This window comes from Chitinophaga nivalis, from assembly GCF_025989125.1.
GTDB lineage: Bacteria > Bacteroidota > Bacteroidia > Chitinophagales > Chitinophagaceae > Chitinophaga > Chitinophaga nivalis.
This window is the reverse complement of record NZ_JAPDNR010000001.1, coordinates 8,320,229-8,345,980: the sequence shown is the minus strand read 5'-3', so window position 1 is coordinate 8,345,980 and position 25,752 is coordinate 8,320,229. Positions and strand designations below refer to the sequence as shown.

Annotated in this window: 25 protein-coding genes; 8 read left to right on the top strand and 17 right to left on the bottom strand. The window is 46.0% G+C overall.

The genetic code is table 11. From position 1 onward, the window contains the following. Positions 1 to 121: 121 nt before the first annotated feature. Positions 122 to 949, top strand: coding sequence for an FkbM family methyltransferase (locus OL444_RS30880; RefSeq protein WP_264726811.1), 828 nt, complete (start codon positions 122 to 124; stop codon positions 947 to 949). Here the strand turns inward: OL444_RS30880 and OL444_RS30875 are convergent. The 13 genes from OL444_RS30875 to OL444_RS30815 form a co-directional block, all read right to left on the bottom strand. Beyond that, positions 933 to 2,201: a WcaI family glycosyltransferase gene (locus OL444_RS30875; RefSeq protein ID WP_264726812.1), complete on the bottom strand. Its 1,269-nt coding sequence runs from the start codon at positions 2,199 to 2,201 to the stop codon at positions 933 to 935. The two genes, OL444_RS30880 and OL444_RS30875, sit on opposite strands and share 17 nt — an antisense overlap. Further along, the gene (locus tag OL444_RS30870; protein ID WP_264726814.1) at positions 2,185 to 3,588 is read right to left on the bottom strand and encodes an undecaprenyl-phosphate glucose phosphotransferase; all 1,404 of its coding nucleotides are present in this window, start codon (positions 3,586 to 3,588) and stop codon (positions 2,185 to 2,187) included. The genes OL444_RS30875 and OL444_RS30870 overlap by 17 nt, the downstream gene beginning before the upstream one ends. Positions 3,589 to 3,698: 110 nt before the next feature. Beyond that, the gene (locus OL444_RS30865; RefSeq protein WP_264726816.1) at positions 3,699 to 4,433 is read right to left on the bottom strand and encodes an FkbM family methyltransferase; all 735 of its coding nucleotides are present in this window, start codon (positions 4,431 to 4,433) and stop codon (positions 3,699 to 3,701) included. Next, positions 4,430 to 5,533, bottom strand: coding sequence for a glycosyltransferase family 4 protein (locus tag OL444_RS30860; protein ID WP_264726817.1), 1,104 nt, complete (start codon positions 5,531 to 5,533; stop codon positions 4,430 to 4,432). The genes OL444_RS30865 and OL444_RS30860 overlap by 4 nt, the downstream gene beginning before the upstream one ends. Then, complete coding sequence (locus tag OL444_RS30855) at positions 5,533 to 6,402, bottom strand: FkbM family methyltransferase (RefSeq protein WP_264726818.1); 870 nt, start codon at positions 6,400 to 6,402, stop codon at positions 5,533 to 5,535. The genes OL444_RS30860 and OL444_RS30855 overlap by 1 nt, the downstream gene beginning before the upstream one ends. A 6-nt stretch (positions 6,403 to 6,408) precedes the next feature. After that, positions 6,409 to 7,821 carry a hypothetical protein gene (locus tag OL444_RS30850; RefSeq protein ID WP_264726819.1) on the bottom strand — a complete coding sequence of 471 codons (1,413 nt, stop codon included), beginning with the start codon at positions 7,819 to 7,821 and terminating at the stop codon, positions 6,409 to 6,411. 37 nt (positions 7,822 to 7,858) lie between these two features. After that, positions 7,859 to 8,764 (bottom strand): hypothetical protein, encoded by a 906-nt coding sequence (locus tag OL444_RS30845; protein WP_264726820.1) that lies wholly within the window; start codon positions 8,762 to 8,764, stop codon positions 7,859 to 7,861. Then, positions 8,764 to 9,411 (bottom strand): class I SAM-dependent methyltransferase, encoded by a 648-nt coding sequence (locus tag OL444_RS30840; protein ID WP_264726821.1) that lies wholly within the window; start codon positions 9,409 to 9,411, stop codon positions 8,764 to 8,766. Before OL444_RS30840 ends, OL444_RS30845 begins: the two co-directional genes overlap by 1 nt. Continuing rightward, complete coding sequence (locus OL444_RS30835) at positions 9,398 to 10,105, bottom strand: FkbM family methyltransferase (RefSeq protein ID WP_264726822.1); 708 nt, start codon at positions 10,103 to 10,105, stop codon at positions 9,398 to 9,400. Before OL444_RS30835 ends, OL444_RS30840 begins: the two co-directional genes overlap by 14 nt. Next, the gene (locus OL444_RS30830) at positions 10,098 to 11,450 is read right to left on the bottom strand and encodes a flippase (protein WP_264726823.1); all 1,353 of its coding nucleotides are present in this window, start codon (positions 11,448 to 11,450) and stop codon (positions 10,098 to 10,100) included. Before OL444_RS30830 ends, OL444_RS30835 begins: the two co-directional genes overlap by 8 nt. Further along, entirely contained in the window at positions 11,443 to 13,806 is a 2,364-nt protein-coding gene (locus OL444_RS30825; RefSeq protein WP_264726824.1) for a GumC family protein, read from the bottom strand. The genes OL444_RS30830 and OL444_RS30825 overlap by 8 nt, the downstream gene beginning before the upstream one ends. Positions 13,807 to 13,817: 11 nt before the next feature. Then, positions 13,818 to 14,579 carry a polysaccharide biosynthesis/export family protein gene (locus OL444_RS30820; protein ID WP_264726825.1) on the bottom strand — a complete coding sequence of 254 codons (762 nt, stop codon included), beginning with the start codon at positions 14,577 to 14,579 and terminating at the stop codon, positions 13,818 to 13,820. Between the two features lie 132 nt (positions 14,580 to 14,711). Then, entirely contained in the window at positions 14,712 to 15,929 is a 1,218-nt protein-coding gene (locus OL444_RS30815) for an acyltransferase family protein (protein ID WP_264726826.1), read from the bottom strand. 319 nt (positions 15,930 to 16,248) lie between these two features. Here OL444_RS30815 and OL444_RS30810 point away from each other — a divergent pair, with 319 nt between their 5' ends. The 4 genes from OL444_RS30810 to OL444_RS30795 are packed head-to-tail and all read left to right on the top strand — an operon-like array spanning position 16,249 to position 18,583. Then, entirely contained in the window at positions 16,249 to 17,127 is an 879-nt protein-coding gene (locus OL444_RS30810; protein WP_264726827.1) for a TraB/GumN family protein, read from the top strand. 19 nt (positions 17,128 to 17,146) lie between these two features. Further along, positions 17,147 to 17,650: an RNA polymerase sigma factor gene (locus OL444_RS30805; RefSeq protein WP_264726828.1), complete on the top strand. Its 504-nt coding sequence runs from the start codon at positions 17,147 to 17,149 to the stop codon at positions 17,648 to 17,650. After that, positions 17,640 to 18,257, top strand: a complete 618-nt coding sequence (locus OL444_RS30800) for a hypothetical protein (protein ID WP_264726829.1) — start codon at positions 17,640 to 17,642, stop codon at positions 18,255 to 18,257. Before OL444_RS30805 ends, OL444_RS30800 begins: the two co-directional genes overlap by 11 nt. Positions 18,258 to 18,301: 44 nt before the next feature. Beyond that, the gene (locus OL444_RS30795; RefSeq protein ID WP_264726830.1) at positions 18,302 to 18,583 is read left to right on the top strand and encodes a hypothetical protein; all 282 of its coding nucleotides are present in this window, start codon (positions 18,302 to 18,304) and stop codon (positions 18,581 to 18,583) included. Between the two features lie 64 nt (positions 18,584 to 18,647). Here OL444_RS30795 and OL444_RS30790 read toward each other — a convergent pair whose 3' ends face one another. From OL444_RS30790 to OL444_RS30775, 4 genes are all read right to left on the bottom strand, one after another. Beyond that, a complete protein-coding gene (locus OL444_RS30790) occupies positions 18,648 to 18,788 on the bottom strand; it encodes a glycerophosphodiester phosphodiesterase family protein (RefSeq protein ID WP_264752049.1) in 141 nt (46 codons plus the stop codon). Then, positions 18,748 to 19,545, bottom strand: coding sequence for a glycerophosphodiester phosphodiesterase family protein (locus OL444_RS30785; protein WP_264726831.1), 798 nt, complete (start codon positions 19,543 to 19,545; stop codon positions 18,748 to 18,750). Before OL444_RS30785 ends, OL444_RS30790 begins: the two co-directional genes overlap by 41 nt. 230 nt (positions 19,546 to 19,775) lie before the next feature. After that, positions 19,776 to 20,084 (bottom strand): DUF3817 domain-containing protein, encoded by a 309-nt coding sequence (locus tag OL444_RS30780; RefSeq protein ID WP_264726832.1) that lies wholly within the window; start codon positions 20,082 to 20,084, stop codon positions 19,776 to 19,778. Positions 20,085 to 20,194: 110 nt separating this feature from the next. Further along, positions 20,195 to 21,514 (bottom strand): erythromycin esterase family protein, encoded by a 1,320-nt coding sequence (locus OL444_RS30775; protein ID WP_264726833.1) that lies wholly within the window; start codon positions 21,512 to 21,514, stop codon positions 20,195 to 20,197. 388 nt (positions 21,515 to 21,902) lie between these two features. Between OL444_RS30775 and OL444_RS30770 the strand changes: the two genes are divergently transcribed. The 3 genes from OL444_RS30770 to OL444_RS30760 are packed head-to-tail and all read left to right on the top strand — an operon-like array spanning position 21,903 to position 25,719. Next, entirely contained in the window at positions 21,903 to 24,083 is a 2,181-nt protein-coding gene (locus tag OL444_RS30770) for an outer membrane beta-barrel family protein (RefSeq protein WP_264726835.1), read from the top strand. 57 nt (positions 24,084 to 24,140) lie between these two features. After that, positions 24,141 to 24,872: a hypothetical protein gene (locus OL444_RS30765; RefSeq protein WP_264726837.1), complete on the top strand. Its 732-nt coding sequence runs from the start codon at positions 24,141 to 24,143 to the stop codon at positions 24,870 to 24,872. Positions 24,873 to 24,915: 43 nt separating this feature from the next. After that, the gene (locus OL444_RS30760) at positions 24,916 to 25,719 is read left to right on the top strand and encodes a formylglycine-generating enzyme family protein (protein WP_264726839.1); all 804 of its coding nucleotides are present in this window, start codon (positions 24,916 to 24,918) and stop codon (positions 25,717 to 25,719) included. Positions 25,720 to 25,752 lie beyond the last annotated feature (33 nt).

Below are 25,752 nucleotides of genomic sequence, written 5' to 3'. Positions count from 1 at the left end.
CCGGATACTACCACATCGGTAAACCGGCGCATCAATCAATTAAAGGAATAACCATACTGTCTATCACTGTTGTAAGAAGAAAATTTGTATATCCAATATCACAGCTATTAAGCATCAAACTATGAATACGCTTGCCAGATCTGCAAAAAGAGTCTATGTATTTTTATTTGTCCGCAAAGCATTTTATTCCTTTCACTTGCTTTTCTATAAACTAAGCATGTTTGGATTGGGTATCAGGAATCATGAGAATGAAGTGGTGTCCGGAGAGAAGGCATTTATCAGGTACCTGATCAACCGGGGAAAACTTTCTTCCGGTGCGATACTGGACATTGGCGCCAATGTGGGTAATTATTCCATTATGCTGCGGAACAATAAGATCCGGTTGCCTATTTATGCCTTTGAACCGCATCCGGTAGCCTTCCGGCGCCTGGAAACAGCTGCCGCTGAATACGCCTTTACTGCCGTGCCGCTGGGTGCCGGAGAAACCAGAACTACGGCAGCTATTTATGATTACCAGGGAGAAGGAGGCTCTGAACATGCAAGTATGTATAAAGGCGTGATAGAAGAGCTGCATAAAGGCCAGGCGGAAGCCGTGGCCATTGAACTAACGACTATTGATGCATTTGTAGCAGCGCATAATATTTCCCGCATTGCCCTGCTCAAAATTGATACGGAAGGACATGAACTGAGTGTATTGAAAGGTGCGCAGGAGTGTATCCGGAAAGGAATGGCAGAAGCCATCCAGATAGAATTTAATGAGATGAATGTTATTTCGAGAACCTTTTTCAAAGATATTATTGATCTCTTACCAGGATATGATTTTTACCGGTTATTACCGGATGGCCTGAAAGCATTGGGCAAATACAATACCACCGGTTTTGAAATATTCCTGTTTCAGAATGTAGTAGCATTAAAAAAAGAGACAGAGGGTATCAGGACTGCTGTATAAGACTGGTAAAATCAGACATAATCTTTTCTACCGACAGATGATTTTCTGCATATCTTCTGGCATTACGGGCGATATGTGGCGGCGGCGTATGTACCGCCCGCAGAATACCTTCATTCAATTGCTGCTGGTCGTCGGCTTTTACCAGCATACCGATTTCATGTTGTTGTACCAGGGTATGCAGGCTGGTACCTTCGTTGGCTGTGATCAGGGCCAATCCGCCAACAGCCATGATGGTAGTGAGTTTAGACGGCATGACCAGGTCGGCGGCGTGGCCTTTCTGAATGACGAGGTGTACATCTGCCATATTCAGAAACCGGTTAAAATGTGCAGCCGGTTGCAGCGGCAGAAAAGAAATATTGTTCAACTGCCAGCTATGTGCCAGCGCGTGTAACCGCGCCTGATAGGGACCAGACCCGCATATGAGGAATTTCAGCTGCGCCTGTTCGCGTAATGCCCGGGCGGCATGTAAGATGGCCTCCAGCCCTTGTTTTTCGCCAATGGCGCCTGAGTATAGCACCACTTTATCTGTGGTATGAAAGCCATAGGCCTTTTTCAGTGTGTCGCGGTCGTCCAGTGGGTGATACCGTTGGATGTCTACCCAGTTGGGCAGGAGTTGTATCGGTTTCCCTGCTTTCTGCTGTATTTTCCGGATCATCCCGTCGGAAATGCTGGTAATGGTATCTGCCTGCCGGAAGATATATTGTTCTATCCGGAATAACCGGCTGAGTAACCAGCGGGAGCGGATCATCTGTAAATCTCTGGCGGCTTCTATTTGCATATCCTGGATATGATAAAGAAACCGGGCATGGCGTAATTTTTTATACAGCACAGCCAGCAGTCCCAGATGAAAGGAGGGCACTACGGTAATGACTATATCAAACCGGCTGCGCGTCAGCAGCTGTATCAGTTTCCATCCGGCTGACAGGGTAAAGGAAAAATCCTGCAGCATACGCATTTTGCCCGAAGGCTTGGTTGGTACATATTGCGGGCACCGGTAAATCGTGACGTGATCACCTGCAGCTTCTTTCCGGTAGCGGTACTTGTTCTTGTCGTAGGGCGGCTGCACTTTCCACTCCGGATAATAGGGGCAGGTGGTAATAACCGTACAGTCATAGCCGTTAGCTGCCAGCCAGTTGATCATTTCACCGTTGTATTTCCCCGTGCCATTAGGTTCCGGTGCATAGTTGCAGGAAATCAGCAGGATACGGGGGCGTGGCGGTGGTTGTATTATGGTATCAGATAGCATTTTCATCTCCCCGGATCATATTTACCAATGTTTGAAAAATAATCTGACAGTCGAGCCAGAAGCTATAGTTTTCAATGTACCACAGATCCAGGTCGATACGCCGCTGCATGTGACCCGACTGGCCATAGTCGCCCCGGTAACCATTTACCTGCGCCCAGCCGGTAATGCCTGGTTTTACCAGGTGCCGCAGCATATAGTGTTCGATGGTATCTTTCATTTCCAGGTGAATGGGGATGGCATGGGGCCGGGGACCTACAAAAGACATATCGCCCATCAGCACATTAATGAATTGTGGTAATTCATCGAGGTTGGTTTTACGGAGGAAACGACCGATCGCCGTAATGCGGCTGTCGTTGCGGATGGTGGCCCGGAACTGGCCATCCGGCCCTGTTTCGCTGTTGCGTACCATTGTACGGAATTTGTAACAGGTGATTTTTTTATTTTTCAATCCCCATCTTTCCTGTTTGAAAATGACAGGACCCGGAGAGGAAACTTTAATGAGCAGGGCGATGAGTACAAAAAGCCAGCTGAAAGTAATCAGCAGAAAGAGCGTAAAACCGATATCGAATATTCGTTTTAATTGTTGCCGGCCGTTGTCATCCAATGGAGAAGAGCGGATGGTAATCAATGGGAAGGTGCCGAAAAGACTCATGCGCACAGTAGGGGTACAGTAACGATGACAATCGGCAATAATCCGTACTCTCTTAGCCGCTTTTTCACTGGTGAGAATAATGTTTTCCGTCTGTTCCCGGGAGCTTTCCGGCAAGGCCACTACTACATCATCAATTTCATGATCTTCCAGTATGTTTTTTAAATCAGAGAGGCTGCCCAGGTATTGCCCGTTGATCATGGTGTTCGTCTGATCATCTATAAAACCAATACACTTATAACCAAACTGGTCGTTTTGCGTAATGGTCTGGTGGAAGTCCAGCCCGGTTTCTCCGGCGCCTACGATCAGTACATTTTTCGTGTTGTGACCAAAAGTCCGTAGGCGGCGCAGCAGCTTTTTTACCAGGAGCTTGGATAACGTAATCCCGGCAAAAATGTTAATGGTATAAATCAACGTAAAGGTGCGGGAGTAAGGATAGGACTTAAAGAAAAAGAAGAACAGGAAAATAAAAATAAAGGAATGGAATACTACTGTTTTCAGGATCGCTACAAACTCATAGGCAAATGGTCTGGATCTGAAGTCGTCATACAGGTGTACATAAATGCCTGTAATGGCCCAGGTAAGGGCGCTGACAGATAACAGCAGTAAATTCATCCGGAAGGAAGGCGCTGCCGCTCCCGGTTGCAAATCCACATAGTGACGTGCCAGTATAAAAGCCAATGCGAGTATCACATAGTCAGTAACCTGCCGTAGCAACTCATTGGTGTTGATGTTAGGTTTCATAGCGGATATAGCTTTATAAGATGATCAATTTCAGTCATCATTCTTTCGACGGATCTTATTACTATAACTCTTGTAGCAGGCAGGAATGGTTATGCAGTATATAGCCGGGTTTATTTTCTTTTATAGAGCAGGTCCATTTGCAGCAGCTGTAATTGCGGCGATTGCAAAAAACCTACAGGGGCCACAAAAGAAAAGCCCAGCTCTTTTACAAAATCATGCATTTCATCAAACAGGGGTTCTCCTTCATACATGGGTACAAAAGAGGTTTCAAACAACAGGTAGTCTATCTCCTGCAGACTACCGATAGCGCCCAGCAATACTTCTTTCTCAAATCCCTGTACATCCAGTTTCAACAGTACCGGCGCTGATAGTTGCATATCATCCAGTACGGCATCGAGTTCTTTTACCGGTACGGTAATTTGCCGGAAGCCTGCCGTGTGGGGAAGCAGCTGTTGTTGCAGGGCCGATACCTGCAGGGCCGAACTGGCATGCGAATAGGCATGGCTATGAAAGTCCAGCGAGCCGGTAGTGCTGCCCAGCGCAAAATTATATGCAGTAATCGCCGTGCGGTGCCGGGTATTACGCTGCAGGATTTTAAACGTATCGGGTACCGGTTCAAAAGCATGTATCCTGGCGGCCGGATAGCCGCGGGATGCTGCCAGGGCAAACTGTCCCTGGTTGGCGCCTACGTCCAGTATGGTGTGTAACTGTGGGATATAATGCCTGCAGTTGTGTACCAGCTGCGTAGCCGCTACCGAACCGCCTTTCTGCAGCAACGGCCCAATACCGCTGCCAGACCGGAGTAACACTTTTGCGGCATCTGCCATCCTGAAAAGTATATTCATCTCGAAAATTTTGAATGCCAACAATCCTGATAAAACCTGATGGTAGCCTGCACACTTTGCTGCCAGGTAAACCGGGCTGCCTGTTGCAGACCTGCCTGTATCAATTGTTGCCGGAAGTTTTCATTTTCCAGCAGCCGGATCTTTTCCGTAAAAGCAGTTGCGGTGGCCTCATTGACGAGCAGGCCTGCCGTACCTACAATTTCGGGCATCGCCGTTCTGTTGGTGGTGACTACCACACAACCTGCTTTCATGGCTTCGCCCGGCGGAAAGCCAAATCCTTCATATACCGAAGGATAAAGCAAACAGAAAGCATAATTATACAATAGGTTCAGCTGCACCGTACTGACGGCGGAAAGAATATGATAACGGCCATGCAGCCGGTTGTTCAGCGTTTGCAGTTCCTGCGGACTCCAGGGCTCCCCACCGGTGATCACCAGCTGGTATTGCGGGGGGAGTTGTTCCATCACTTCGATGGCGATGGCAAAATTCTTATACCGGCTGCGGGCGCCTACATACAATACATAGGGGCCTTTCATGGGATGCGGCCACACGGGTGTCTGCATCCGGCTTTTATCTACCGGAAAAAAATCATCCGCAATACCGTGGTGAATGACCTTAATCCGCGCGGGATCGGTAGCCGGATAGAAGTGCAGCAATTCCTGCCGGGTACTATCGGAAATACAGATGATGCCATCGGCACGTTTGATGCCATAGGCTTTTTGTACGGTATTGGCCAGCGACCGGGGGAAGCGGGAAGCGAGTTTCCTTTCATGTGCAAAGTCGTGTACCGTGAGTATATTCAATACATCCTTTTGCGGGGATATACGCAGGTATCCACCGTGGAAAACAGCGGCCGGCGGTAGTTTGTAGCGTAGCGGCAGATACCGGAGGTATTTGCTGGGAATACTGCTTTCCCGGATGCAGGGAAAAAGTTGATAATCGATTTTCTGTTCAAAAATATTGGCTGATCCGGGGTGTGCATTCAGGAAGCTCACCGGCAGGTTACTCCGGCACATACCGCTGAGCAGTTCGTACCAGTAAACAGATACACCGCCTGTTCGCTGAATGGTAAATACGATATTGTCTAAAAATACCTGCATCAGATCCACATATGTAACATCACCGGGTTGCCGGATAAATAATCGATTCCTTTTACCAGGTAATTGTATTCCGGTACGACTCCTTTTACGAGGTCGATCAATGCCTGGTAGTCTTGTCCTTTATGATAGGTGGTAATCGCGATTTTAGGTTTGCTCTTACGGATGGTTTCCAGGGCGCCACGAATCATATTTTCTTCAAATCCTTCAATATCCGCTTTGAGATAATCGATGTTGATATTCTTTGCTGCAAAGAGACTGTCGAGCGTTACGATGTTTACGGCTACCGCATCGCCGGCGGCATTGTCTGGCCGGATAACAGCATCCAGTATGGTATCATTACCAGGCATGCTGATATAGGCGGTGCCGCAGGTATCACCGGCGGCTACCGGCAAAATAGTGACGGTATTTTTTTGCCGGAATTGCTGATGCAGGGCATCAATAAATACCGGCAGGGGTTCCAGTGCGAAAATATGTCCTGCGGTATATTGGTGTTTGAATGCAAAAAAACCTTCTGCACTGCCGCAGTCAACGATCACATCACCAGGTTTGACGGCGGTTTCCGGAATCTCATAGTAATGCCAGTGTTGTGGTCTTGCTTCTGCCAGTATCATGGCAAAGCTGTAGTAAGGCGCCTGTTGCGGATATACAAACAGATCGGGATAGCCGGTTATCCGGTAATATTTGTAATCGTTGTCTTCCCGCACCATGGTAGCATGCTGGCCCGCAACGGCATGCATCGTTGGTGAAAAAAGATGGAAGATCATCTCCCGGATATGGGTCCGCTGCCGGGCTGCTTTATTGAACAGATAATGATACAATAACAACAGCCGGTATTTGCATCCCCGGATCATTTTCTCTATTTTTTTCATACACGGTTACGTTTGTTGCTCCTGCCTGCCGTAAGCGGCCAGTAAGGCCGTCATCACCAGGATAAGATCTATCTGACTAAAGAAAAAACAGACCGCCACAAAGGCGAGATAGTTACGCTGGAAAAAAGTAATGTGCGGCGTCGCTTTGGTAAGAATCAGGAAAAAAAATACCAGCGACACAATGCCGAATTCTGCCAGAATGAAAAACCAGCGCATATTGAGGTTATGTCCGCCTACACCACTTACCCGGTTTTCATAATTGATCTGTCCGAAGAAATAGTTGGGCGGAATGAAAGTACTGTTGCCCGCACCATACCCCGACAGCAAGAGGTAAGGTTCATGCCGCAGAAAGTCTACCACCGGCAGTTCCATATCCCTTTGTAAAGGAATACCCATCACGATATTGCTCTTACCCCATACTTCATTATGATCATACCGGTAAGCCGACCTTTCAAACAACAGCTGATAAAATTTTTGGTGACGGTTAGCCATATACTGTTGCAGGAAAAATTCTTTGGAGCTTTCTACGACCAGGAAAAGGCCGATAATGATTCCCAGGGTACCCAGTATTTTAAACCGCACCGAAGGGATCCGGGGCAGTGCGATGAATACCAGTACTGCCGCCAGCATATTGATCCAGAATGTTTGCGAGGAAGTGAGGATACCGGTGAAGATGGCGAATGCCACCATCCTGTAGTTGCGATCCCGCGCAAACAAAGGAATAGCCAGCGATAGAAACGCACTGAAAATCTTGGGTTCTGAAAACAAGGCCTGTACCCGCAATCCCAGCGGACCATTGATTTGTTGCAGCAGGTACCGGTGCTGTAATCCCAGTATTTCACTGAGGGCAATATTCCGGAAGGTAAGCTGCACGAATACCTGTAACATGGCAATACCGCAGGAAATGCCGGCAATTTTTTTGATGCTGTTCAGGAAACCTTCAAAGGAAAGCCGGTCCATTTCCTGTACAATCTTGGAACCGATAGCGAATAGCGGCAGATAGTTTTTGATGTAGAAATACAGCGGCTTGCTATAAAAAATATACAGTTTGCTGCCGGGGTAATAAAAAGGATCTTTATAAAACTGGGTAATCAGAAATACCGCACAATGCGATAATAGCGGAAGTATCAGTAAAATAAAATAGTCTTTGCGGATGGTGAGTTTACCGGTGACCAGCTGATGGGCCTGATCCACAAAGAAAACCATCCCTACAAAAAAAGAAGCTGTGAAAGTAGGCCCGATGAAGAGCATGGTATAAGCTTCTGATGCAAATGCATACAGCAATGTATCAATGATCGTGATCCTGTTTTTGTAGTAGAGATACAACAGGATGATGGCGATGACCAGGGGCATTATTTCCCTGAAACACTCCACGTAAAAGTTATCACTGATCAGTAAACTATACCCGTTGTAATCCATGACAATATATTTAAGCAGTTACAGGTTACCCTGTTGCTCATGAAATGCGTTTGTATAAATTGTACAGCAACACATTATTCCGGATGATTTTTTTGAGAGTAAAGGTGAAACCATCTGACTGAAACAAGGTATTGGCGGTAAACAGATCTGCTGCCGCTGAAATGTTGGTGGTGGCGGGATGCGTGATTACCGGTACAGACCCGTATACGATTTTTCTGAACCATCCGGGAATACGTTTGGTATGCGTCGCATTTTTGCCATAGCCGATATTCCTGATCAGGCTTACTGCCGGGGTAACGGCACGGCCCTCATTAAACCATACACTCATGAACCATTGTATATCCCAGGTATCGATACGTTTTTCATAGATGGCCTGTAATTCTTGCTGCAGGCGTTGATTGAGGCCTTCCCTGGAAGCGTGCGCATAACGTTGCAGGGAGAAGTCGTAGTATTGCCAGGCCCGGCGCCAGGTAGCCCAACCCCAGATATGTGCATACCGCGAAAAATAATAGGACGCTTCTCCCCGTTGAATACCCGCCTGAAAATTGCTGCCGTTGATATGCAGGACTGTATCATCTTTCCGGTAGCGTGCCAGCATGGCACTGCAAAAGGAAAAGAAGGTAGGATCGGGCACACAGTCATCTTCCAGTATAATACCTTCCGGTACCTGTTCAAAAAACCAGTTGATAGCGGTACTCACGGCTTTACCACATCCTACGTTGTTCATGCGGAACATGGTTTTTATTTCGCAGGGCCAGTCGATGCCTGCCAGCACCTGTTGCCGGGTTTGCTGACATAACTGTGCTTCTCCGGGCCGGTCGATCCGGGGGCCATCTGCTGCAATAAATAATTGCAGCGGCCTTTGAAATCGCAGCTGTTCCAGCACCTGCATGGTTTGTTCCGGCCGGTTAAAGATGAGTAGTAAAACGGGTGTCTGTAACATCATTTGGTGGCCTCCAATGCCACGGCGTTATTGAATCTGTTTTCTTCTTCCACCAGTCTGAACATTTCATCCGGACAATCATTGAACCGGCATCTTCTTACTTGTTTGAATCCGTTTTCTTCCAGTATATGTGACAGGGAGAGGGCATCCCACATATAGAGATGGGCATTGTTGCCGAAAGCTCCCTGGATCATTTGTTTGAAACCACGTGTTCGGTGTTGTTTGCCCAGCAATGTTTCTTCCATGAATTTGATATTGGCCTGCCGGTCGTTGCCGTCGAGGTTGTCGATATATCTTTTGGCGGCCACTTCGAGGTCGGGTACTACACAGCGGAAGTAGCCACCCGGCTTCAGGAGCCGGAAGGTATTCCTAACGGCGGTAACGCAATCTGTATAGGAAAGGTGTTCCAGCACATGACTGCAATAGATACCATCACAGGAGTCGGCCGCAACGCCTGGCAGGCCTTTGATAATATCTCCCAATATGATATCGGGATGGAAGGCGACATGCATCCTTTTCCGGAGCAGCTTGCCGATTACCGGCAGTTGCTGAATACGGAGGGTAGGAGAGGCATCGTAATTAGCCCAGCGTGGCGGTGCGGAAAAGGGCCCGCATCCATATTGAACATATAACTTACTTCCCGGCATATTCGTTTCTCATGTTTTTAAAAAAGTAAGTGTAATAGGTTTTGGCAAAAATAGCATAGCCTATTTCCTGCATATACCGGCACAATGCACTATCGTCGATATGAGACAGTTCAAAGGGCTGGGATTCTACCAATACATAAGCCGGCCGGTACTTCTGCCAGTTGTTGGATTGTAATACTTCCATATCCAGGCCTTCTGCATCAATGGTCAGAAAATCAATAGGCGTATCGCCGGTGAGGTAACGGTCAAGGATATCCGCCAGCGGCCAGGTTTCGATTTTCTTCTCCCGTATGACGCGGTATTGCGGCGCCTGGGTATACTCTTTTACTTTCTCCAGGGAGAAAGTATTGAGGGCCGGTTCGTTGAAAATACAGTAGGTGAGGTGCTGTCTTTCTGCTGATACGCCTATTTCCAGGTTGGTATCCATGGGCCTGTATTTGTTGAATAAAGCCCGTGAGCCTGGCATCGGATCGATGTTGATACCGGTCCAGTTCATCTTGTAAAACAGGTAGGTATTGGAGAAGCGAAACGGATGGTGGGCGCCTACATCTACATAGATCCCTTTGGTTTTATTATGGAAAATCCTTTTCAGGATGAGATCTTCCCCTTCCGAGCTATAGGCACGTACGCTGTACCTGAACTGCGGAAAAAAGCGGGAGGCCAGCCGGGATGCTATCGTTTTAATACTACTCATGCGTTACGGGACTTTTAGGGTTGACGGATAAAAATTTCGCCGCAAACATCCGGAAGCCGGTATGCGCCTGTCTGATATCGGCAAAAGCGGTCGCGGGTTGCAGCATCCTGCTGGTGAACAACCACCCCTGTCTGCTTTTATCCAGTATGACCAGCATGCCAAATACGGTGAAGTAAGCGGCTACCGTGGAAATGGCGGCGCCTACCCCGCCATAATGCCGGATCAGTACCAGGTTGAGGCTCACATTTACCAGCAGGCCGGCTATATTACCATACAGGCAGATTTTGTATTTGCCTTCAATGATGAGATATTGTACCAGTACTGCACACAGAAAAACCGGGATACTGGCCCAGATGTGTATCATCAGAATATAAGCCGCGTACTCATATTGACTGCCATACAACAAGGATATAATCAGGTGGGCGGTGCAGGTAACCAGTAAGGCAATAGCAGTGCTGACCCAGAACGACAGCCGTAGCCATTGTTCCAGTGCCTGCAGGTAAGTAGTCTGGCTATCGCTCCGTTTACGGATCAGCCCTGGTAATATAGCCGTAGACACCACTGTGGGAATCGCATACCATAGCTCCGAAATCCTGGCTGCTACTACATATTCGCCCAGTTGTGCCGAACTGCTCAACGCATCCAGCAACAGGAGATCTACCTTTACAAACAATACTACTACGAGACTGGAAAATATCAGTGGCCATCCCTGTTGCAGCAACATTTTTCCCAGGGAAATATCCAGCTGGGAGAAAAAATGCGGTGTGTAGCGAACACCATAGCCGATTACAATGATCAGGTAAGTGATCACCAGTTCCAGGGAAGAGATCCATAGAAATGTAAAAAGGGTAGCATGGAACAATACCACGATCAGTTTGATCACACAGAACAATACAAATACCACTACTTTCGGAATGATTACCTTTTTGATATCATCTTTTGCCTGATAGAAATAATCAAAAACATCAAATGACTGCAGTACGATATTGATGGCGCAGAAAAGTGTGCAAAATAGGTACAGTGGCTGTCCGGGACGGGTAAGGGCTACGTACACCATGCTGGCCAGCATACTGATACCAGCTGCTGTTATCCGCATCAGCAGGATCGTAGCCACAATGGAAGATTGCTGCTGTTCCCGGTGAAGTAATTCCCTGACAGCTACCTTATCCATACCCAGTACCGCTATGCTGCCGGCAATGGTGGTAAGGGCAATAGCGTAGTTCCAGATGCCAAATGCTTCCGGTCCCAGCTGTCTGGCAATCAATGCCAGTATGATCAGGCCAGGGAATAATTTGCTCAGCTTATCTATCAGTAGCCAACCACTATTTTCAAATACTTTATGCAATGCGTTTACCTATTTTTTTAAACAATGACAACCAGCTGGTAGTTTGCTGTTTGTTTTCTGTATAGCTATATTGATCATAGTAATAGTAAGGGTAGAAGGTATCCTGCTCGATGCCGTTGAAAACAATGCCTGCCTTTTTGAAAAAGCTGCCTTTGATATTTTCTGAAACAGGAATCAGTTTAGACTTGAGCGTGAAATTGTAGCGCACCACAAATAAGGTACAATCTACATGAGGGGCAATACTTTTAGCGTCGGACACAATACCGATCGGAGACGTATCGATGATCACGTAATCGAATTTCTCTTTCAGTATCTGCAGCAGTTGCAGCATCCGTTGCCCTTCTATCAGCTCTATCGGATTGGGTGGGATAGGACCGGAAGATACCAGGTACAACCCTTCGGTGCCGGGTACTTTTTTGATGATTTCATCGATTGTATTATTGCCCACCATATAGTTGGTGATACCGGTATTATGGTCCATACCCAGGAAGTGAGAAAGCTTGGGCTTGCGCAGATCCAGCTCTACCAGTACTACTTTTTTATTGCTGACGGTCAGGGAATTACCGATGTGCGCAGAGAGGAATGTTTTGCCTTCTCCGGAAATGCTGGAGGTGAGCAGAATCGTAGACGTACCACTTTGCTCCGTTAGCAGGAACTTCAGGTTGGTACGCAGGTTAAAGATCTGTTCCAGTAATACAGACCGGTTCTGGAGAGAAAGGTCGCGGGCGCCTTCATCCTGCTGATAAATTTCTGCGATAACCGGCAGGGAAAATACCTGTTCTATTTCTTTTTTACTCAGTACCCGAGGGTTCAGGAAATATTTTATGTAGATGTACAGGCTGGCCAGTAATAGTCCTACAATGATGAAGCTGATGAAAGCCAGTGATTTTTTAGGGGCAATGGGTTTGGCAGGTATAAATGCCGGTGCAATGATTTTATTGTCTATCACGTTGCTGGCGTAAGATACCGCTGCTTCTTCCTTCTTTTTCAGGAGGTAGAGATAGAGGGTTTCCTTCACGCCCTGTTGTCTTTTAATATTGATGTATTCGCGTTCATAGGCGGGGATATTGGCAATCCGGCCCTGTATCTGGTTTACCTTATGCTGGGTGTTTTGCTGTACAATACCGGCATTACGTTTATAGCCGGAAATATAGTCTTTGATGGTTTTGCGGGCGTCTGCAATCTGGGCGTCCACATTCTGCAGGATCACACTGTTGGGCTGGAGCGATAAAGATAAGCGTCTTTTTTCCCGGAGCGCTTCTTCATACCGGTTGATCATGGCCGTCAGTGTTTGATCGATGTTGCCGGCTACCGGTGCAAACGGGTAATCATTGGAGGGGTTGGTAATAAAGTTTTCCACCTGGTTGATCACCGATAACTGCATGTTCGCTTCATTGAGACGTACATCTGCTTCTTTTACCTGTTCCAGCGCCAGTTTGGAGCTGGCAGAGATATCGGTAATACCCCGTTGTACCTTGAAGCTTTCTTCCTGTTGTTCTAATAGTCCCAGTTCTTCTTTCAGGGAGTCGATGCGTACAGCGAGGAAGTGAATGGTTTTATAGGCCACCCTGTTTTTATCGTTCAGCGTGTATTCGTTATAGGTATTTAGCAGTGAGTTGAGGAAATGAGCAGTTCTTTCCGGCACGGGATCTTCATAGGTGACCAGTACCACGGTCGCATCGCGGTTAACAAGGGTAGTACCTATTTCATCCATTTTTTCATAGGCCAGTTCCATGATAGAGTCTATCCGGATGCGGTAGGTGCTGTTGCCTGCCGCTGTATACGGCGGATGACTGACAATGCGGAACTGATCTTTTTTAATGGTAAAAGCCTGCCCGGATTGTACATTTAGCTGGGCGCTGGAATCATTGTTTTTATCGGTATATTTTACATACAGCTGATTGTTTTCCTGCTTTACATCCAGGACGTAGTTGCCTACTTTAGAACTATCTGTCAGGAATTGAATGGTAAAAGGGCGGTTGTCGTAGATTTCTTCATCGCTGACGGTCCCTTTTTTATAGTACCGTACATTGAAGCCGTTTTTACTGATGGTTTGTTCCAGGAGTATGGGCGATTTCAGTACTTCCATTTCATTTTCAATGTTCTTTCCCTCTTTGAAGATGGACAATGATTTCAGTACATCTGCTTCTTCGCCGCCCATTTTCTTTTCATCCTTGAGGTACAGTTTGGCGCTGGACATGTACAGCGGCTTTTTGTATTTCAGGTAAATGAAAGCCCCGCCAATGGCGGCTGCGATAATAATAATGTATAAAGGCCAATGGAAAACAACTTTCTGAAACAGATCGTTGACATCCAATACACTGCTTTTATTATTGTTATTTTTTTGCTGGTTCATATGCGTACGGATCATTTACTGAGAATGATAATAGTCGTTGCAAGTGATATAAGGCTTAAAATCGCAGGCAGCAGCTGTATCGTTCTGGAGGTGGCGAAAGGTCTGTTAGGACCGGGTTTAATATAGATAACATCATTATTGCTGAGATAATAGTAGGGAGATGATAATGTTTTGCTGTCATTGAGATTGAGAGAGGTATAGGTTTTAATACCGTCTGTTTCCCGGATAATCATAATATCATCTCTCCGGGCAGTGGTATTCAGGTCTCCGGCCATGCTCAATGCATCCAGGAGGGTAGCCCGTTCTGCCGTTACCTTATACGAGCCGGGGCGGGCCACATCGCCGAGTACAGATACCCGGAAATTGATCAGCCGCGTAGATACGTATGCGTTACGGATGTTTTTTGCCAGTTCTGCTGCTACTTCGGACGTAATGGTGGTGGTGGTTTTATCTTTTACATACACTTTACCGATTACCGGAAGGGTGATGTTGCCGCTGCTGTCTACCAGGTATCCCTGTTCAATGTTGTTGCCGGCGGTAGTGGTGCTGCCGATATTCGGATTAAAGAGAAGGGAAACATCTTTATCGATGGTCGTAATGGTAATCTGCAAGATGTCACCGGGTTGTACTTTTAATTGAGAGGGCCGGTTGACGGAATCGGTGCCGGTAATTTTAGCGATGTCATTGAAATAGGTGAGTTTCCTGGTACTGGAGCATCCTGTAAATATAACAACCAGTAATAGAAGGATTGGTAAGTAGTTTCTTGATCCCATATTGTATAATTAATGACACAATTCCGGTGCTGTATGATGGGCAGGCATCATGGCCGGAAACTGGCTGATGCTGCCGGTATAAGCCGGATGTTTCAGAAAGTCAGCTGCGGGGCAGCTGTATTACGAAATTTTTCAGATCGGTAACTTTGCGTCTATTATGTTTAAATGACTCGTTTCTTTCTTCAGGAATTTCCGCCGGAGTAATTGCTGCGCGGGGAATTCGAAATAGTAATAGGTAAAGTAACTGACCGGTAGCAGGATCAGGAAGAACAACAACATGACATACGGACTATGCAACACCTGACGGCTGATACCGAAGCTGTCTGTTATGAGAACAAAGATTATTTGCAGTGGAAAATGCAGCAGGTAGATCGCATAACTGCAATTCCCCAATGCCGCCCAGTTTTTATGTATCATGCCTTTTTTCGTTTCCCATAGTGCCAGGGCTAAAATAGTAAGCGGTGAAACGGTGGTTCTGAAAAAGAGATTACGGAACACACCATAGGTGGATAGCGCAAATTTTTCATCTTTATCGGGTAACACTTCCTTCATGGTATGTAACCAGGTGGATTGTATATAGGAGAATTTATATTCTACGAAAAGGAATACCCATAGAACGAGGGTTACAATGGTAATGGCCGGGAGGTAGGTATTCACCTTATTGTGTTGCAGCAGCCAGGTGTATAAATAATAGATGAGCGCTCCATAGAAGAAGGAGTAAACACCTTTGCCCAACAGGGTATAGTACTGGAGGAGGGCGCCAAGTGGGATCAGGAGTATCAGCAGCCATATTTTTCTTTGCATGCCCAGCCGGCAAATGATAAAGAAAAGTACATAGAGGAACACTTCTACTGATACCGACCAGGAAGGGCCATTAAAGGAGGCGCCTTTTTCAAATCCCCAGTTTTGCATCATGAGGAGGTTGAGCAGAAAATGGTAGCCATCATTATACTGGATGATAAAGAAGTGACCGCTGTTGCGGAGCATGATCCATTGCAGGAAGCCTACAAACAGCAAGGTAACGATGTGTATGGGATAGAGGCGGGTGAGCCGGTACCCCATGAAATTGCGGAAAGATGTTTTTTCGGTGAATATTTTATTGGAATATAGCCAGAAGAAGATAAATCCTGATAAGAGGAAGAACAGGTCTACGGCTACCATACCGTTGGTATAAAATACGGCGAGGTACGGATACCACGGTAATTGTGTTTTTTCATACCCGCCTTGCACATATATATCACCTGCGTAATAAAATAATTGCCAATGATATAAAACCACTATGATCGCTGCAACCCCTCTAATTGCATCCAGGGTGTAAAAGTGTGGGGGATTTGTCAGTTGTTGAGCCATACCGTGCTTTCACAGAAAAAGAGTTAGGAAACGATCCGGTAGATCAGACTTTCATACTGCAGAGTAATTTATATATAAAACGGCGCATAAAAGAAAACGGAAATGGAAAGGCTAAAATGAACAAAATTATCTAGCTGAATAAAATGAATAAAATGAACAAGAGGAAAGGTGGAGGGAAGATGAGCCACCATAAAGGGTTTTCGGACTCAGGCTTAAAAGACAGACTGAACAATTACCCTATTTTGAGAAAAAAATCAAAAAAGCTGTAACGAATTCACTTCACCGTATACTAACGATGAAACGAAAAACAACAAGCAACATGAAAAACATATTCCACCGTATTGCCGCCACTACGTTCACAGCTATTACCCTGTTCTGTACTGCCACAAATGCTCAGACGCCTGCACCACCTGCCGCTAACTCCTTATTATGGGAAATCAGCGGCAACGGCCTTAAAAAACCCTCCTACGTATTCGGTACCATACATATGATCTGCGAAGATGATTTTGAGATAAAAGACAAAGTGAAAAAAGCCTTAAAGAAAGCCGATAACTATGTGGTAGAAGCGGATGTTTTTTCTGCGGAATCCATGAAAGCGATGCAGGAAGGCAGTATGTCTGCCGTACCGCAAAGCAAAAGGTTATCAGCTGCCCAATTTGCTACTGTGGACTCTATTCTGAAACTCAAAGCAGGCGTTTCCCTGCAACAACTGGAAACGTTGAAGTTGTCCTCCATTGGTAGTTTCCTGGTGATAAAAACATTTGCCTGTCCAACCATGAAGTACTATGAAACAGAATTACTGAAAATGTCCAAAGAAAGGAATATGCCTTTCCTTACCCTGGAAACAGTACAGGAGCAAATGAGCTTTTATGAAAAATCCTATTCAGATTCTTTTTCCATTGAGCAGATGAAAGTATATGATCAGTATAAAGGCATGATGGATCAGCTGGTGAAAGATTACAAACAGGAAAATTTATCCGCCCTGCACGAAGAGCTTACCGAGGATAAATTTATGGACAACAACTCCCTGTACTGGATGCTGGAAGTAAGAAATAAAAACTGGGCGGAAAAAATGCCGGTTATGATGAAAAAAGGTAGTAACTTCTTCGCCGTGGGAGCAGCGCACCTGAGCGGCAAACACGGTATACTGGGGATGTTGCAGGCAAAAGGTTATACCGTAAGGCCCATCATGAACTAATGCATAAAGTACCTGTATCTTGAAAAATAAAGAGAAAGCATTTCTTGATCTGATCGAACAGCACAAAGGAATTATTCATAAGATTTCCAAAATGTATATGGATGCACCCGATGATCAACAGGATCTCATGCAGGAAATCATTTACCAGCTTTGGAAATCTTATGATTCGTTTCACGGGCAAAGCAGCTTTTCTACCTGGATGTACCGCGTAGCACTCAACACGGCTATCGTATTCCTGAAAAAAGAAAAACGCCAGTTGCCTACCACCGATACTATACCCGAACACCTACCCATGGAAGATAGCGGGCACGCTACGAAAGAACTGCAGCTGGCACATTTTTACAAAGCAGTACAAAAACTGGAACGACTGGAAAAAGCACTGGTATTTTATCACCTGGAAAATTACTCCCACCGGGAGATTGCAGAAAACCTCGGGATCACAGAAGTAAATGCCAGAACGAAACTCAACAGAGCCAAACACAAATTAAAAGAACTGATTAAACAACAAGGATATGAATTTTGATGATATTCAATCAGCCTGGAACAATGAAGACGCCGGTCATATAAAAGTGCCAGACACCATTACCCGGATGAAAGGTGCACAAATGCCGGTAGAAAAGATCCGGAAAAATATGCGGAATGAATTTTATATACAGCTTATCGCTATTATTCTGATTGGATTTGCTCCCAATGCTTTACAGCTGGCGCCTATCTTTTATGTGCCTTTCTATGCGGTATATGCTATTATGATCCTGATTACGGCATATTACTTTTTTAAGTTTTATCATTTCTACAAACGATTAAGCACCAATACCCTGAATTCCCGGGATAACCTCTACGGGGTATACTACGATATCAAACTGCATGTGGAGTTGTATAAGGCTTTCACTTATTCGCTGTTGCCACTGGGGCTTTTGGTAATCATGATGGTGGTGATGAGCCGGGAGGGGCGTGTAATCAATATGATTCAAACGGGCATGATGCCCAAACGTACGATCGCCCTCTTATGCAGTGGTTTTGGGATCATGGTACTGGCAGTACTGGTAGCTACGGAAATATGGGTGAATGCCAATTACGGCAAGTACGAGAAACTGGTAAAAAAGACCCTGGATGAATTCCGGGAAGAATAGCGGGATGTTGTATCATTGTAGTACATCAACCATTACCTGGATATATGCGATATAAAATAGCCCCCGATAAATGGAAACACTTTTTTGTGGGTATCGCCATGGGGGCGGTACTGGAAAGCATCGCCTGGGGCATATGGCCGGCATATCCGGTATGGGCAAGCGGGGCGGTCTTCCTGATAGTGCTGGGTGTGAGTTACGGATTTGAATTGTTTTCACTGGTGACAGGTATCGGGCATTATGATGTGATGGATGCCGTAGCCAGTATCATCGGAGGTATATTGGGGATGGGAATAGGGGGCGCAGCCATCGCTTACTGGTGCTTTTAAAAAGTAACGGTTGCCGATAGAACATCAGCAACCGTTTTGAAATATGGGACATTCATAGTTGTGCTTATTGCTGGTAGCTTCCCACCAGCCTGATCAACCTGTCAGGACTGTTGGTAATGATACCGTCTACGCCGTAAGAAAGCATTCGCTTCAGATCAGCTTCTTCATCTACCGTCCAGGGTAATACCAACACATTTTTTTGCATGCGCTTCTTTTACCAATGCCAGTGTTACCAGCTGGAAGTTAGGACTGTAAGCCGTTGGCGTAAATCCCAGGTTCGCGATATTAGCAGCAAAACTTTCCCGGTTACCTACCAGCAACGCTGTTTTCTGGCGGGGATTGGATTGGTGCAATACCTGTAAGGTTCTGGGATCAAATGATTGTATAGTCACCCGGTCTGCTATCTTTTTCTCCTCAATCACAGCCATCAGCAAGGCGACGAATACTGCCGGAGCAGGATTATAGATGCCATCTCCCGCAGGATCGCTTTTGGTTTCTATGTTGTAGTTGACCGGTTTCAGGTGGTGTTGCTGAATGTATTGTTCTACACTGTCTATCAGTGCTGACAGCAGTGGTTTATAAGTCTTCATTTTTACCTGCTGCGGAAAACGGGGATGTGGTTTGCTACCCGCATCGTATTGCCGGATGCTGTCGTAGGTCATCCCGTAAAGTGCCAGGCTTTTTTCGGTTGCTTTGGAAATATCCGTTCCGTTGGGGTAGCGCATAAATTCTGCTGACATATACGCATCGTGCGATACCACTACTTTTTGATCGGCAGTAATAATACAATCCAGCTCCAGGGTACGGGCGCCCAGTTTTAAGCCGTTCAGCATAGCCGGGATGGTGTTCTCCGGCATCAGGGCCATACCACCGCGATGCGCCTGCACATCCGTTTTTTGCTGCGCCTTTGCCTGCAGGAGCAACAAACTTCCACCCAGTAATAATAGTGCAACACGTTTCATATCAGTTGTAGTTTATGGATCGCCATACAGCCGGCATGCCTGGTTGATACCGGCATACACTTCATGGATCTGTATCAGCTATTACTGCAAATTGAAAGATAAATAAGCAACCGGCAAAGTTATCTTACTGTTAAACCTTATTGATAACCATAGACATAATGACCTGTCGGCGTGTAATCCGGCATAGCATATCCGCGGTGATCATCTCCCGAAAAAAATAAATCCGGTAATTATGATTTGGCTGGCTTTAACCATTTCGCATCTACGTAGAAGGTGCCAAAAGGTACTACCCCCGCCAGTATAGCCAGAAACATTTTGCCTAATGACCATTGATCATCTATTTTTTTGTTGATGACCAGTATAAAATATAGGATAAAGAGTACGCCGTGTGCCATACCGATCATTTTAACCGGTTGCGGCATATCTGCCATATATTTCAGCGGCATGGCGATACCCAGCAATAAGAGGAATGAAAGCCCTTCGAGGAATGCGACAAGCCGCAGCCGTCCGGTCGCATTTGTGAACAGATCCGTAATCATACTCAGCCTTTTAATGGTGTCGCTAAGTTAGGGAAATTTACACCGATGCACGAAAGACCGGCGATAATTTAATATCCCGGCCGTACCATCGCCGGCCGGGACAGTCGTCTTTATCTGGCCACAGGCGCAGCAGTTTTGATGAAAAACAGGCCATCATATACAGCAGGCCAGATGCCGGTAGCCGGGCTATAATCAAATAGGGCAGAAGCTAAAGGCTGCTGCAATACCGGTGATTTTCTCCGCAGATCCGTAAAAGACCAGCGATGACCCGTAGCGGCTAAATGTGCTTCCAGGCTCCCCGGTTTTAAAGCGGGAACAGGCAATATTTTACCGCTGACATAATCCATAAAGGTGCCGGCCGCACTGGTAAAACCAATGACATAGGCCTTAGCACCAAAGTGCTCACTAACTGTGGCGCCCATCGGTTTGAAAGTGGAGAGGAAAGCGCGGGTATTATCATCAGGAGGTATCAGCCCACTGGTGCTTTTGGCAACATGGATATTATGTGCCCACACAATGATTTTTTTACCGGGATAGGCTTTCTCTGCCAGCCATATCAGGTTCTCCGCCATCTGCAGATCCCGCACACTTAATTCATTACCGCTCACATTTCCCCAGTACCGGCTGGTTTGCGAAGCAATGCTGTTAACCACCTGCAGCCAGAAGCCGGATACCTGCAACAGGTGACTACTGCTGCCAGCAGGATCTTTGGCCAATGTTTGCTGCAGTACCTGCAGCTTCTCGTTGAAAAGGCGGATATCCCCGGTGTCCGGACGATTATCGCGCGATTTGAAGGTAGCTACAGATAAGTTTTTGAACAATCCCCAATTTTGTTGCAGCAGGTCAGGATGTTTTTGTTGCAGGAACCGCTCAAAGTCAGGAAACAAGTCATTAAGGGCTTTAGCACCTGAGTGCTGACTTTCAAAACCAGCTACCGTTAGTTCGCGGGGCTTGTTGACGGTAGACTGCAGGTAGTCGAACAAAGGAGCCATCTGTTTGCTGGTGGCATACATGTAAAACAGGCTGCCCGTTATTTCTTTGGAAAGTGCTGCGCCATTCTGCGTGTTTTCCCAGATCCGGGCGCAGTCATAGAACCCGCTTTCAAAAGCCAGTACCTCGAAACCCATTTGCTGATGCAGGAACTTAACGAGCCGTATCTTGGCTTCGTACGTTGTGGCTTCACCGTGAGTCTGTTCGCCCAGCAGTACGATACGGGCGTTGCCAACAGCCTGCCGGAATGCCTGCAGGTCGGAAAAGGCCGTGTCGGCAGGATTGATGGAGCGGACCGGTGTAGCCGGAATCGTTGTTTGTTTGGCAGATGGTGACAGCGGTTGCTGGCCATGACAAGGAAGAACACCGGTAATAACGGCTGATAAAAATACCGTTTTCAGGATGACAGTACGGAACCGGGTGATTGTAATGAGGGCCATTGGTTGACAATTTGTTTGGAAAATGCTACTGAATAAGCAGGTAAATTAACACATCGCGGTTACATTTTCTGTATGGGAAACAGCGGTAAAATGTGAGATGACTATGATCCGGGGTTAAAATAATATGTAACTGCAGTTATTATATTTTTTAGTGGCTGATGAATGATCTGCACAACCGATATCAGCGAAGATGATATAACAGGCAGCTCGCTTTCATGCATCGGAGATAAAACAACCATTTATAAAATAGCTGATGATAGTCATTGCATAGAGGTAAACGTATCCTGTCAGGAGTGTTTTACTTGTTTGCTGAATTTATTATTTTACTATTAAAATAACGTTAAGTATTGTATTTTGGCTTCCTTCAAAATTAGTCCTGTTCTGTTCTATGCGTCAAGTTATCTTGCTATTGTTGTTGTGTTGTTCCACGTATGTTTATGCCCAAAAAACGGATACGACTATACGGGCATTAAAAGAGATTTCGGTCATCTCCCGAAAAAAAACGATTGAATTCAAGGAAGGGAAAATGGTGTACAATGTGAGTGGTAGCGTGAATGCGATGGGGAGTAATGCCATGGACCTGCTGAAACGTTCACCGGGTGTTATGGTGGATGGTTCCAATAATATTTCCCTCAATGGAAAAACAGGGGTAACGGTATATATTGATGGCCGTCCTACTTATATGCAGGGTGATGCACTGACGGCTTTGCTGAAATCACTGCAGTCTGCCAACATCCAGCAGATTGAGCTGATGCCCAACCCATCCGGTAAATATGATGCCGCGGGTAGCGGTGGTATTATCAATATCCGGCTAAAAAAACTGACCGCTTCCGGGTACAACGGAGATATTGCCGCAGGTATTCATTTCGGTGAAACGCCGAAAACAGAAGCGGCTGTTAATATGAATTACCGGAAAGGAAAAGTAAACCTGTATGGTAACTACAATCATTATTTCGGTCATCGGAATATGATGTATGATTTTTACCGGGAACAAGCCGGGCAGATCATTTATAATACCACCCGGGATACTGATATGCGAAATCCGCTGAACTTCAAAATGGGTGTGGATTACAATATCAACAGTAAACATACACTGGGAGTGATGATGAATGCCAATCTGTATTTCGGACCGGGATTGACGAATACATTCACGACCCTGGCAGATAGCGCTACCGGTGCTTTACAGTCGATGCTGAAAGCCCGCAATGATTATTACTCCCAGCGCCAGAACTGGAAAAACTATAACCTTAACTATCAATATAAAGATACTGCCGGTTATGTTTTTAGTACAGACCTGGATTATGGCGCTTACCGTGCCCGTATAAAAAACCTGTTGTATAATCAGTTTCTTGCGGCAGACAGCGTCACGGAAACCGATCATTATCAGTTGCGGACCCTCAATAGCAGCAATATCAATATCTATGGTATCAAAGCCGATTATGAACAACGGCTGGGCGCCGGGAAGTTCTATACCGGTGTAAAAGCTAATACGGTGGCCAGTGACAACGAAGTACAGGTATATGATGTGAAGAAAGATCAGGAGGTGCTGAACAAGGGACGCAGCAATACTTTCCGATATGATGAAAAAGTATATGCCGCTTACATCATGGGAGAGCAACAATGGCATAAACTTAAAATACTGGCCAGCGTACGGGGAGAGCAAACCGTGGCAGATGGGATATTGCATGCCCGGAATAGTAGTAACGGTAATGATAGTACGCAACAGCTCAATAACCGCTATTTCGACCTGTTCCCTTCTTTGCAGGTTACCTGGCTGGAAACAAACGGCCAGAGCTTTTCGTTGTTGTATAACCGGAAAATCGATCGTCCTACCTATGCAGACCTCAATCCGTTTGAATACCAGTTGGATGAGCTGTCTTTCTGGAAAGGAAATGCTTTCCTGCGGCCACAGTATGCCAACAGTGTAACCCTGGGTTATAATGCACCCGGGATACTGGCGGCCACCCTCACTTATACGCATACACGGGATATGTATGTACAGATTACCGACAGTGTAGCCGGAAATAAAATGATGATGATGCCACAGAATGTGGGTACCCAGCATCTGCTTTCCCTGAATGTATCGTCCAGCCTGTCGCCGTTGCCATGGTGGAATATTATGGCCAACATGACTATGTTCCGCAAACAAAACATTATTAACTACGATACAACGCGTGCTACCCGGCTTAGTGTAAACACCGTTGTCCTGAATGTACAACAGGTATTTGACCTGGATAAGAAAATGCAGGCGGAGCTGAGCGGTTATTATCAGTCGCCCGATATTGGTGGCGGATTTCAGCGCACCAAATACGTATGGCAGGTAAATATTGGCGTACAACGAAAAATATTACAGGACAAAGGAACCGTGCGGATTGGTATTACGGATCTGTTTCAGACTTTTCGCTGGTCTAATACCCGCGACTACGATGGTATTTACTACCGGAACGAAGGCCGGGAAGATTCCCGTCAGCTGAAGCTGGGCTTTAGTTACCGCTTCGGTAACGTGAAAGTATTGAAAGGGAGAGAAAGAAATTCCGGCCTGGAAAATGAGTCAAAACGGGTGAAGTAAGCAATCATTTCGACACTCGGATTTAAATCTTAATTTTACTTTCTAAACACAACGGACATGAAATACTTATTGCTGCTGGCAGCACTGTTACCTGCTTCTGTTCTTTTTGCACAGGAAGAAGGGGAGATGTGGAAGCCCGCCAGTAAAGAAAGTGAAGCGTACCACGAATACCGCCTCAAAGAAACGATGCCGCCCTATGGATTGGCAAAAATAAAAGCGATGATTGCCAAGGTTCCTTTCGAAGAAGGAGAACTACATAAGCTGAGTAACAAGGATTATATGGCCTTGACGCTCCGGGAGAAGTTTACCTATCACATGATTCATGGGGAGAATTTCAGTCAGAACTGTGATCCTTCTCCACCCATCCAGGATGAACAAAAGAAAATATTCGGCGTATTACCGGATATCTTTTATGAATACAGCTGGAGCGAACGTCAGACGAACTTCCTGCAAAGCAACCGTGATTCTGTGATGGCACTGATCAAAGAATCCGTGAACAGAAGTAAAAGAATGGGATCTAACTATAAAAAAGCCATCCTTGCTATCAATGGCAAAGAGATGATTCCTTTCCTGATCGCTACCTATAACATCGATAAAAAAGATCATGATATCCTGACATTACTGATGTTACTGATGAAGACCAATGAATATGCACCTTTCATGTCTTCTCCTTCTTTCCGCAAATTGTATGGACAGGATTTTAATTACAAAGCTTACCTGGATTTTAATACCGCCAATGAAGAACTGATCCTGAAAAGAGCATCAGATTTCTACGCCGGCACCCGATAAGATGTATTCCTTCTCACTATATCGTTATAAATGGTTTGTCCTGATGCTGCTCATGCTGCTCGGGACAAGCCATTTATTTGCCCAGTCCGATACCAGCTTTGTACTGATACCAGCCGGTACCTACACGGTTGGCAGCAAGGAAAATATACCCAACCCGCAACGGCAAATTCATACAGATAGTTTTTATATCGCAGCTACGGAGCTTACCAATGCGGCTTTCGCAAAATTTGTAGCCGCTACCGGTTATATCACCGATGCAGAGAAATACCATAGCGCCATGGTATTTATTCCGGGCCTGGCGGAATTTCAGTGGCTGGAAGACAGTACTGCTTACTGGCGGTATCCGAATGGTATCAGCCGGGGAGGCATTGAAAATAAAATGCAGCATCCGGTTACTACCATCAGTTACCGGGATGCGATGGCCTATTGCCAATGGGCACATGTGCGGCTGCCTTCCCTGGAAGAATGGGAAATTGCTTCGCGTGCCGGCGCCACCACCCCGTATTTTTGGGGTAGTGTACAACAGGAAATAGGTACCTATGCGAATGTATGGCATGGCCGCAATCATTTACAGGCAGATAGCAGCGATGGGTACATGTATACCGCACCGGTAGCCAGCTTTAAGCCCAATGCCTGGGGCCTTTATGATATGTATGGCAATATATTTGAGTTCTGTACCGGTCAGTTACCGACCGATCCCAAAGGCAGGAATATTGTGCATGCGCGCGGCGGTTCCTGGTGGTGCAGTCAGCATGCCTGTAGTTTCTTTAACTCCGTAGATATAGGAAGAGTGAGTCCCCGCGCTTCTTTCAGTAACCAGGGTTTCCGGGTGGTAAAATTACCATAAAAGTATGCCGGCTGTCTTCTCCGGACAGCCTTA

Excerpts from the sequence above, each read along its gene's own strand:
- OL444_RS30775 (WP_264726833.1), bottom strand. The coding sequence starts at position 21,514 with ATGGCCCTCATTACAATCACCCGGTTCCGTACTGTCATCCTGAAAACG.
- OL444_RS30780 (WP_264726832.1), bottom strand. The coding sequence starts at position 20,084 with ATGATTACGGATCTGTTCACAAATGCGACCGGACGGCTGCGGCTTGTC.
- OL444_RS30870 (WP_264726814.1), bottom strand. The coding sequence starts at position 3,588 with ATGAAACCTAACATCAACACCAATGAGTTGCTACGGCAGGTTACTGAC.
- OL444_RS30810 (WP_264726827.1), top strand. The coding sequence starts at position 16,249 with ATGAAAAACATATTCCACCGTATTGCCGCCACTACGTTCACAGCTATT.
- OL444_RS30795 (WP_264726830.1), top strand. The coding sequence starts at position 18,302 with ATGCGATATAAAATAGCCCCCGATAAATGGAAACACTTTTTTGTGGGT.
- OL444_RS30865 (WP_264726816.1), bottom strand. The coding sequence starts at position 4,433 with ATGAATATACTTTTCAGGATGGCAGATGCCGCAAAAGTGTTACTCCGG.
- OL444_RS30825 (WP_264726824.1), bottom strand. The coding sequence starts at position 13,806 with ATGAACCAGCAAAAAAATAACAATAATAAAAGCAGTGTATTGGATGTC.
- OL444_RS30785 (WP_264726831.1), bottom strand. The coding sequence starts at position 19,545 with ATGAAACGTGTTGCACTATTATTACTGGGTGGAAGTTTGTTGCTCCTG.
- OL444_RS30800 (WP_264726829.1), top strand. The coding sequence starts at position 17,640 with ATGAATTTTGATGATATTCAATCAGCCTGGAACAATGAAGACGCCGGT.
- OL444_RS30855 (WP_264726818.1), bottom strand. The coding sequence starts at position 6,402 with ATGAAAAAAATAGAGAAAATGATCCGGGGATGCAAATACCGGCTGTTG.
- OL444_RS30770 (WP_264726835.1), top strand. The coding sequence starts at position 21,903 with ATGCGTCAAGTTATCTTGCTATTGTTGTTGTGTTGTTCCACGTATGTT.
- OL444_RS30815 (WP_264726826.1), bottom strand. The coding sequence starts at position 15,929 with ATGGCTCAACAACTGACAAATCCCCCACACTTTTACACCCTGGATGCA.
- OL444_RS30765 (WP_264726837.1), top strand. The coding sequence starts at position 24,141 with ATGAAATACTTATTGCTGCTGGCAGCACTGTTACCTGCTTCTGTTCTT.
- OL444_RS30880 (WP_264726811.1), top strand. The coding sequence starts at position 122 with ATGAATACGCTTGCCAGATCTGCAAAAAGAGTCTATGTATTTTTATTT.
- OL444_RS30860 (WP_264726817.1), bottom strand. The coding sequence starts at position 5,533 with ATGCAGGTATTTTTAGACAATATCGTATTTACCATTCAGCGAACAGGC.
- OL444_RS30875 (WP_264726812.1), bottom strand. The coding sequence starts at position 2,201 with ATGAAAATGCTATCTGATACCATAATACAACCACCGCCACGCCCCCGT.
- OL444_RS30845 (WP_264726820.1), bottom strand. The coding sequence starts at position 8,764 with ATGTTACAGACACCCGTTTTACTACTCATCTTTAACCGGCCGGAACAA.
- OL444_RS30760 (WP_264726839.1), top strand. The coding sequence starts at position 24,916 with ATGCTGCTCATGCTGCTCGGGACAAGCCATTTATTTGCCCAGTCCGAT.
- OL444_RS30835 (WP_264726822.1), bottom strand. The coding sequence starts at position 10,105 with ATGAGTAGTATTAAAACGATAGCATCCCGGCTGGCCTCCCGCTTTTTT.
- OL444_RS30790 (WP_264752049.1), bottom strand. The coding sequence starts at position 18,788 with ATGCAAAAAAATGTGTTGGTATTACCCTGGACGGTAGATGAAGAAGCT.
- OL444_RS30850 (WP_264726819.1), bottom strand. The coding sequence starts at position 7,821 with ATGGATTACAACGGGTATAGTTTACTGATCAGTGATAACTTTTACGTG.
- OL444_RS30840 (WP_264726821.1), bottom strand. The coding sequence starts at position 9,411 with ATGCCGGGAAGTAAGTTATATGTTCAATATGGATGCGGGCCCTTTTCC.
- OL444_RS30820 (WP_264726825.1), bottom strand. The coding sequence starts at position 14,579 with ATGGGATCAAGAAACTACTTACCAATCCTTCTATTACTGGTTGTTATA.